Here is a 9,091-nt window from a genome sequence, read left to right on the forward strand (position 1 = left end):
CTGGCGGCGGTTTGGGGATCGGGGTCGCGACCATCGACCCGAAGGTACCGCGGTTGGTGATGGTGAAAGTACCGCCAGTCATCTCTTCCATCGACAGCTTGCCATCACGGGCCTTCTTGCCGAAGGTGGCGATGCCGTTCTCGATCTCGGCCAGGCTCATCAGCTCGGCGTTGCGCAGTACCGGTACCACCAGGCCACGATCGCTGGAAACGGCGACGCCGATGTCCGAGTAGCCGTGGTAGACGATGTCCGCACCGTCGATCGACGCGTTGACCGCCGGGAAGCGCTTCAGGGCTTCGGTGGCAGCTTTCACGAAGAACGACATGAAGCCCAGGCGCACGCCGTTATGGGTCTTCTCGAACAGGTCCTTGTACTTCGAACGCAGGGCCATGACTTCGGTCATGTCGACTTCGTTGAAGGTGGTCAGCATCGCCATGTTCGACTGGGCTTCGACCAGACGCTCGGCAACCTTGGCACGCAGGCGGGTCATGGGTACGCGCTTCTCGACGCGATCGCCGGCAGCGAAGACTGGAGCAGCGGCGGCTGGAGCCGGAGCCTTGGCAGGCGCGGCGGCCGGAGCGGCTTTCTTGGCGGCGATGGCAGCCACTACGTCTTCCTTGGTCACACGACCGCCCTTGCCGGTGCCGGCAACGGAAGCGATGTTGATGCCGTTTTCTTCAGCCAGCTTGCGGGCAGCAGGCGCGGCGATTGGATCGTCTTCGCCTTCGGCGGCAGCCGGGGCAGCGGCAGCGGAGGCCGGAGCAGCAGCGGCGGCTGGAGCGGCGGCAGCGCCACCCTCGACAATGGAGCCCAGGACTTCGTCGGACAGAACGGTGTCGCCTTCGTTCTTGACGATAGCGCCCAGCACGCCGTCGGCGGTAGCCAGCACTTCCAGTACGACTTTGTCGGTCTCGATGTCGACGATCAGCTCGTCACGCTTGACGGCATCGCCCGGTTGCTTGTGCCAGGTGGCAACGGTGCCATCGGCAACCGATTCCGGGAAAGTGGGGGCTTTGATCTCGATAGCCATTATCTGTGGTTCCTTAAATTCGGTTTCAGGTGCGCGAAGGCGTTAAACGGTAAACGCGTCTTGCAGCAGTTTTTCCTGCTGCTCGGCGTGCATCGATGCGTAACCACATGCTGGAGCAGCAGAAGCCTCACGGCCCGCGTACTCGAGTACGAGAGACTTGTTGAGGTTGCTGATGCTGCGACGCAGGTGGTGCTGGCTGCAGTACCAGGCGCCCTGGTTCATCGGCTCTTCCTGGCACCAGACAGCCGCTTTGGCATTGGTGTAAGGAGCCAGGACTTCGTTCAAGTCGTCCTCAGGGAATGGGTACAACTGCTCGATACGCACTATGGCGATATCTTCGCGGCCTTCGGCACGGCGTTTTTCCAGCAGGTCGTAGTAGACCTTGCCGCTGCACAGAATCACGCGCTCGACCTTCTTCGGATCCAGAGCATCGATTTCCGGGATAACGGTCTGGAACGAACCTTCGGCCAGATCTTCCAGGGTCGAGATGGCCAGCTTGTGGCGCAGCAGCGACTTCGGACTCAGGACCACCAGCGGCTTGCGCAGCGGGCGGATCACCTGACGGCGCAACAAGTGGTAGATCTGCGCCGGCGTGGTCGGCATGCACACCTGGATGTTGTGCTCGGCACACAACTGCAGGTAACGCTCCAGGCGTGCCGAGGAGTGCTCTGGGCCCTGTCCTTCGTAGCCATGTGGCAGCAGCATGGTCAGGCCGCACAGGCGACCCCACTTGTGCTCGCCACTGGTGATGAACTGGTCGATCACCACCTGGGCACCGTTGGCGAAGTCACCGAACTGGGCTTCCCAGATCACCAGCGCATTCGGCGTGGTGGTGGAGTAGCCATATTCGAATGCCAGCACGGCCTCTTCCGACAGGAACGAGTCGTACAGATCGAAACGCGGCTGACCTTCGAACAGATGCTTGAGCGGCACGTAGGTGCTGGCATCCTTCTGGTTGTGCAGGACGGCATGGCGGTGCGAGAACGTACCGCGGCCGATGTCCTGGCCGGTCATGCGGATCGGGTGGCCTTCGAACAACAGGGTGGCGTAGGCCATGGTCTCGGCATAACCCCAGTTGATGGGCAGGCCGCCGGCTTGCATCTTCTGGCGATCTTCGTAGATCTTCGAGACTTGGCGCTGGACCACGAAGCTTTCAGGCACTTCCAGCAGCTTGGCGGACAGTTCCTGCAGGGTCTTCAGATCGAAGCGAGTGTCGTGACGCGCAGTCCAGGTGTGCCCCAGGTATGGACGCCAGTCGACGAACAACTCCTTGTTCGGCTCCTTGACCAGGCTCTTGACCACATGCAGGCCGTTGTCCAGCGCATTGCGATACTCGTCGACCTTGGCCTGGACGCGCTCGGCGTCGAGCACGCCGCCCTGGGTCAGGCGCTCGGCGTACAGCTCGCGAGTGGTGCGCTGCTTGGTGATCTGCTGGTACATCAGCGGCTGGGTGCCGCTTGGCTCGTCGGCCTCGTTGTGGCCACGGCGGCGGTAGCAGACCAGGTCGATGACCACATCACGCTTGAACTGCATGCGGTAGTCGATGGCCAGTTGGGTGACGAACAGCACGGCTTCCGGATCATCGCCATTCACATGGAGGATCGGCGCCTGGATCATCTTCGCAACATCGGTGGCGTACTCGGTGGAACGCGAGTCCAGCGGGTTGCTGATGGTGAAACCAACCTGGTTGTTGACCACGATGTGCACGGTACCACCGGTCTTGAAACCGCGGGTCTGCGACATCTGGAAAGTTTCCAGGACCACGCCCTGACCGGCGAATGCCGCGTCACCGTGGATGGAGATCGGCAGGACCTTGTCGCCGCTGGAATCGTTGCGGCGGTCCTGGCGGGCACGTACCGAACCCTCGACCACCGGGGAAACGATTTCCAGGTGGGATGGGTTGAAGGCCATGGCCAGGTGCACTTCGCCACCGGAAGTCATCACGTTGGAGGAGAAGCCCTGGTGATACTTCACGTCGCCGGAGCCCAACTCGACCTTCTTCTTGCCTTCGAACTCGTCGAACAGCTCGCGCGGGTTCTTGCCGAAGGTGTTGACCAGCACGTTCAGGCGGCCACGGTGGGCCATGCCGATCACGACTTCCTTGGTGCCGTAGGAACCGGAACGCTGGATCAGCTCGTCAAGCATCGGGATCAGGCTTTCGCCGCCTTCCAGACCGAAACGCTTGGTGCCCGGGTACTTGGTGCCCAGGTACTTCTCCAGGCCTTCCGCCGCGGTTACGCGCTCGAGCAGATGGCTCTTGATGTCGGCCGAATAGGCTGGACGGCCACGTACGCTTTCCAGACGTTGCTGGAACCACTGGCGCTGCTCGGAATCGGTGATGTGCGTAAATTCAGCGCCGATGGTGCGGCAATATGTCTGCTGCAACGCTTCGTGAATTTCGCGTAGGCTCGCTTCCTCTTTGCCGATGAACAGGTCGCCGGCACGGAAGGTCGTATCAAGATCGGCATTGGTCAAGCCGTAATGATTGATCGACAGGTCTGCAGGTGCAGGACGCTGCCACAGTCCCAGCGGGTCCAGCTGGGATGCCTGGTGGCCCCGCATCCGGTAGGCCTGGATCAATCGCAGCACTTCAACTTGCTTCTTCTCGTGCTCACTGCTCACGCTCCCGGCGGAAACCGGTTGAGCGCGGCGCTGGTTCTTTGCCAGCAAGACGAAATGATCGCGGATCGTCGAGTGCGAAACATCGATGGCAGTGTTGCCGTCGGCAGGCAACTTATCAAAGTAAGTGCGCCACTCTTCTGGCACAGCGTTAGGGTCGTGCAGGTAGAGCTCGTAGAGCTCTTCCACATATGCAGCGTTGCTACCGGATAGGTAGGCGCTGTTCCACATGCGCTGCATCACGCTTTCTTGCATGCTTGGTCACCCTCGGTTAGGGGAACGCCACCGGCGATGACACCGAGCAAGCTTGCAGAAGTCCGAATGCAGCGACCAAAACAAGCCACTTAGGATCACGCTGATAGTCCGGGTACCAGCCCGGATGCCCCTGCTTGTCTCATTTCTTCAAAAATATAGAGCAGCCACTTTGTGAGCTGCTGCTCAGGTTAGAGCCAGGACGCGGGTTGAAGCCCGCGCCTCGGCTTTTACGGTACAGCGGTCCTACGGGTACAACAGCTGAATCACACGCCGCTCTGCAGCAGCATGTTACGAATGTGACCGATGGCCTTAGTCGGGTTCAGGCCTTTCGGACAAACGTTGACGCAGTTCATGATGCCCCGGCAGCGGAATACGCTGAACGGGTCATCCAGCGAAGCCAAACGCTCGGAGGTCTTGGTGTCACGGCTGTCTGCCAGGAAGCGATAAGCTTGCAGCAGAGCGGCTGGACCCAGGAACTTATCCGGGTTCCACCAGAAGGATGGGCAGGAGGTCGAGCAGCAAGCGCACAGGATGCACTCGTACAGACCGTCGAGCTTCTCACGCTCTTCCGGCGACTGCAGACGCTCGATGGCTGGAGCCGGAGTATCGTTCTGCAGGAATGGCTTCACCTTCTCGTATTGCTTGTAGAAGATGCTCATATCGACGACCAGGTCACGGATAACCGGCAGGCCTGGCAGAGGACGGATGACCAGCTTGTTCTTCTTGACCACGGCGGACAGCGGCGTAATGCACGCCAGACCGTTCTTGCCGTTGATGTTCATGCCGTCGGAACCGCAAACGCCTTCACGGCAGGAGCGACGATAGGAGAAACCCTCGTCCTGCTCTTTGATCAGCGCCAGCACGTCCAGCACCATCAGGTCCTTGCCACCGGTATCGACCTGGAAAACCTGGGTTTTCGGGGCAGCGTCGGTGTCAGGGTTGTAACGATAAACTTCGACTTGCAACATGACTGCCACCCTTAGTAAGTCCGGACTTTAGGCTCGAAAGCCGGTACGGTTTTCGGCGAGAAGTTAACACCACGCTTGGCAACGCGCTTCTCACCCGGGAAGTACAGGGTGTGGCACAGCCAGTTTTCATCGTCGCGATCTTCGTAGTCTTCACGAGCATGAGCTCCGCGGGACTCTTTACGCACTTCAGCGGCGATGGCGGTGGCTTCAGCCACTTCCAGCAGGTTTTGCAGTTCCAGAGCTTCGATACGGGCAGTATTGAACGCCATGGATTTGTCGTTGATCTTGACGTTGGCGATGCGCTCGCGCAGGCCGGCCAGCTGGGCAATACCCTTCTGCATGTATTCACCGGTACGGAATACACCGAAGTAGTTCTGCATGCAGCTCTGGAGCTCGCGACGCAGGCTGGCGACGTCTTCGCCGGTGGTACGCTCGTTGAGCTTGGCCAGGCGGCTCAGGGCAACGTCCACGTCGGTATCGCTGGCATCGCGGTATTCAATACCGTCGGTCAGCGCTTTTTCCAGGTGCAGGCCAGCCGCACGACCGAATACAACCAGGTCCAGCAGCGAGTTGCCGCCCAGGCGGTTGGCACCGTGTACCGATACGCAAGCCACTTCACCCACCGCGAACAGGCCAGGGATGATGGTGTCTTCGCCAGCGGCGTTCTGGGTGATGGCCTGGCCATGGATGTTGGTGGCAACGCCGCCCATCATGTAGTGGCAGGTAGGCACGACCGGAACCGGAGCGACGACAGGATCAACGTGGGCGAAGGTCTTGGACAGCTCGCAGATACCAGGCAGGCGGCTGTGCAGCACTTCCTCGCCCAGGTGATCCAGCTTGAGCATCACGTGGTCGCCGTTAGGGCCACAACCGTTGCCGGCGATGATTTCCTTGACCATGGAGCGTGCCACTACGTCGCGGCCAGCCAGGTCCTTGGCGTTCGGAGCATAACGCTCCATGAAGCGTTCGCCGTGCTTGTTGATCAGGTAGCCACCTTCGCCACGGCAACCTTCGGTAACCAGAACACCAGCGCCGGCGATACCGGTCGGGTGGAACTGCCACATCTCGATGTCTTGCACCGGAACGCCAGCACGCAGGGCCATGCCGACACCATCGCCGGTATTGATCAGGGCGTTGGTGGTGGAGGCGTAGATACGGCCCGCACCGCCGGTGGCCAGAACGGTGGCCTTGGACTTGATGTACAGGGTTTCGCCGGTTTCGATGCAGATCGCGATCACACCAACGAACGCGCCGTCCTGGTTCTTCACCAGATCAACTGCGTAGTACTCGTTGAGGAAAGTGGTACCGGCTTTCAGGTTGCCCTGATACAGGGTGTGCAGCAGCGCGTGACCGGTACGGTCGGAAGCGGCACAGGTACGGGCGGCCTGGCCACCTTTACCGAAGTCCTTGGACTGACCGCCGAACGGACGCTGGTAGATACGGCCGGTTTCGGTACGGGAGAACGGCAGGCCCATGTGGTCCAGCTCGAAGACCGCAGCCGGACCTTCCTGACACATGTATTCGATAGCATCCTGGTCGCCGATGTAGTCGGAACCCTTGACGGTATCGTACATGTGCCAGCGCCAGTCATCGTTCGGGTCGGCCGAGGCGATCGCGCAGGTGATGCCACCCTGGGCGGATACAGTATGCGAGCGGGTCGGGAAGACCTTGGTGACTACAGCGGTCTTGTGACCGCCCTGGGCCAGCTGCAGTGCGGCACGCATGCCGGCGCCACCGCCGCCAATGATGATGGCGTCGAAAGAAATGGTTGGAATGTTAGCCATGAATCAGATACCCCAGAGAATCTGCACACCCCAGACGAAGTAAGCGAACATTGCGACGCCGCATACTGCCTGGAAAAGGAAACGTACCGCTGTCGCCGACTTGCCCAGCGCCATATGCGTCAGGTAGTCGGTGGAAATGGTCCACATGCCGACCCAGGCGTGAGCGCCAAGGGCCACCAGGGCCAGCAGACTGAAGATACGCATCCAGTTGTTTGCGAACAGGCCATGCCACTGGGTGTAGTCAATGCCCGGATTCGCTACGAGGTACCCGATCAGAAAAATGAAATAAGCCGCGAGAACGACCGCAGAGACACGCTGCGCCATCCAGTCATAAAGGCCCGAACGCGACAGGTTCGTAACGCTGGTTACCATATCCAAACTCCCGCCAGAACGATTACCACCACGGATACGGCGATAACGATTTTCGAGCCCAGCTTGCCGCCTTCCAGCGTCTCACCGATGCCCATGTCCATAATCAGATGGCGTACACCGGCCACCAAGTGATACAGCAAGGCGGACAGGAGGCCCCATGCAACGAATTTGGCCAGCGGACTGGTCAAGCACGCCTTCACCTCGGCATAACCTTCCTCGGAGCCCAGGGACTTGCTCAATGCGTACAGCATGATGCCAATGCCCAGGAAGAGGATGATGCCGGAAACACGGTGGAGAAACGACGTAACGCCGGTAATGGGGAGTTTGATGGTCCTTAGGTCTAGGTTTACAGGTCGTTGGCTATTCACGGCTTTTTTCACACTGAAGAGCCCCTAACAATCAGGGCAAAGTTGTTGGGGAGTGCACTGGTCAGGTAACCACCACCCAGGGAGTGCGACCCCCATCAAAACGGGCCCAGAAGCCCATGGCGGTCGGTGGCCGAGTATAGACAGTTAGGCTACTAATGACAACGCAAACCCCTTCCCCTAATAGCTGATTGCGTTAGCTTTGCAAAAGGCGTAAATGGCAGTGAATTTCGCTAAAAAATCCCTCTCAAAGCCTTCTGGGACAAGACTTTAGGCAAATTGACATTCAGATTTATCCCACTATAGTGGTGCGGGCCCTGCGTGGGGGGTCTGTCTGATGATTTCAAGCATAAATAGGAGGCCACATGGCTGACAAAAAAGCGCAGTTGATCATCGAGGGCGCAGCCCCCGTCGAGCTGCCCATTTTAACCGGCACCGTTGGTCCCGATGTAATCGATGTTAGGGGCCTGACGGCCACGGGCCGCTTCACTTTCGACCCCGGTTTCATGTCGACCGCCTCCTGCGAGTCGAAAATCACCTATATCGACGGCGACCAGGGTGTCCTGCTGCACCGTGGCTACCCGATCGAACAGCTGGCCGAGAAATCGGACTACCTGGAAACCTGCTACCTGCTGCTCAACGGCGAACTGCCCAATGCCGAGCAGAAGGCCCAGTTCGTCAGCACCGTGAAGAACCACACCATGGTTCACGAGCAACTGAAGAGTTTCTTCAACGGCTTCCGTCGCGACGCCCACCCGATGGCCGTCATGTGCGGCGTAGTCGGCGCCCTTTCGGCGTTCTACCACGACTCCCTGGACATCAATAACCCGCAGCACCGCGAGATCTCCGCCGTGCGCCTGGTCGCCAAGATGCCCACCCTGGCAGCGATGGTCTACAAGTACTCCATGGGCCAGCCGATGATGTATCCGCGCAACGACCTGTCGTACGCGGAGAACTTCCTGCACATGATGTTCAACACCCCGTGCGAGATCAAACCGATCAGCCCGGTACTGGCCAAGGCGATGGACCGGATCTTCATCCTCCATGCCGACCACGAGCAGAACGCCTCCACTTCCACCGTGCGCCTGGCTGGCTCCTCGGGCGCCAACCCGTTCGCCTGTATCGCTGCCGGTATCGCGGCCCTCTGGGGTCCGGCCCACGGCGGTGCGAACGAAGCCGTGCTGACCATGCTCGATGAAATCGGCGACGTGTCGAACATCGACAAGTTCATCGCCAAGGCCAAGGACAAGAACGATCCGTTCAAGCTCATGGGCTTCGGCCACCGTGTCTACAAGAACCGCGACCCGCGCGCCACCGTGATGAAGCAGACCTGCGACGAGGTCCTCAAGGAACTGGGCATCAACAACGATCCGCAACTCGAACTGGCCATGCGCCTGGAAGAGATCGCCCTGACCGACCCGTACTTCATCGAGCGCTCGCTGTACCCGAACGTCGACTTCTACTCGGGGATCATCCTCAAGGCGATCGGCATTCCAACCAGCATGTTCACCGTGATCTTCGCCCTGGCGCGTACCGTCGGCTGGATCTCCCACTGGAAGGAAATGCTCTCCAGCCCTTACAAGATCGGCCGTCCTCGTCAGCTGTACACCGGCTACGAGTCGCGCGACATCACCAAGCTGGAAGATCGCAAGTAAGACCGGCCTTGCGCTCCCGTCTTAGCTACACCGCATACGGCCT

General features: G+C 59.9%; 7 protein-coding genes. 1 reads left to right on the forward strand and 6 read right to left on the reverse strand.

Annotated elements, in window-relative coordinates; translation table 11 throughout:
- The 6 genes from odhB to sdhC form a co-directional block, all read right to left on the reverse strand.
- Positions 1 to 1,030: 2-oxoglutarate dehydrogenase complex dihydrolipoyllysine-residue succinyltransferase (odhB, locus tag ACK6AU_RS30460; protein ID WP_409303380.1), on the reverse strand; the 1,030-nt coding region annotated here is incomplete at its 3' end.
- 42 nt (positions 1,031 to 1,072) lie between these two features.
- Entirely contained in the window at positions 1,073 to 3,904 is a 2,832-nt protein-coding gene (locus ACK6AU_RS30465) for a 2-oxoglutarate dehydrogenase E1 component (protein WP_185700667.1), read from the reverse strand.
- 263 nt (positions 3,905 to 4,167) lie between these two features.
- Positions 4,168 to 4,872, reverse strand: coding sequence for a succinate dehydrogenase iron-sulfur subunit (locus ACK6AU_RS30470; RefSeq protein WP_185700668.1), 705 nt, complete (start codon positions 4,870 to 4,872; stop codon positions 4,168 to 4,170).
- A gap of 11 nt (positions 4,873 to 4,883) precedes the next feature.
- Positions 4,884 to 6,656 carry a succinate dehydrogenase flavoprotein subunit gene (gene sdhA / locus ACK6AU_RS30475; RefSeq protein ID WP_185700669.1) on the reverse strand — a complete coding sequence of 591 codons (1,773 nt, stop codon included), beginning with the start codon at positions 6,654 to 6,656 and terminating at the stop codon, positions 4,884 to 4,886.
- Between the two features lie 3 nt (positions 6,657 to 6,659).
- Positions 6,660 to 7,028: a succinate dehydrogenase, hydrophobic membrane anchor protein gene (sdhD, locus tag ACK6AU_RS30480; RefSeq protein ID WP_022643102.1), complete on the reverse strand. Its 369-nt coding sequence runs from the start codon at positions 7,026 to 7,028 to the stop codon at positions 6,660 to 6,662.
- A complete protein-coding gene (gene sdhC / locus ACK6AU_RS30485; protein WP_015634665.1) occupies positions 7,022 to 7,408 on the reverse strand; it encodes a succinate dehydrogenase, cytochrome b556 subunit in 387 nt (128 codons plus the stop codon). Before sdhC ends, sdhD begins: the two co-directional genes overlap by 7 nt.
- Positions 7,409 to 7,758: 350 nt before the next feature.
- On the opposite strand from sdhC, the gene gltA reads away from it, so the two are divergent.
- Positions 7,759 to 9,048, forward strand: coding sequence for a citrate synthase (gltA, locus tag ACK6AU_RS30490; RefSeq protein WP_185700670.1), 1,290 nt, complete (start codon positions 7,759 to 7,761; stop codon positions 9,046 to 9,048).
- Positions 9,049 to 9,091 lie beyond the last annotated feature (43 nt).

Origin of the sequence: Pseudomonas sp. KCJK8993 (assembly GCF_046230915.1) — a bacterium.
GTDB classification, from domain to species: Bacteria; Pseudomonadota; Gammaproteobacteria; order Pseudomonadales; family Pseudomonadaceae; genus Aquipseudomonas; species Aquipseudomonas piscis.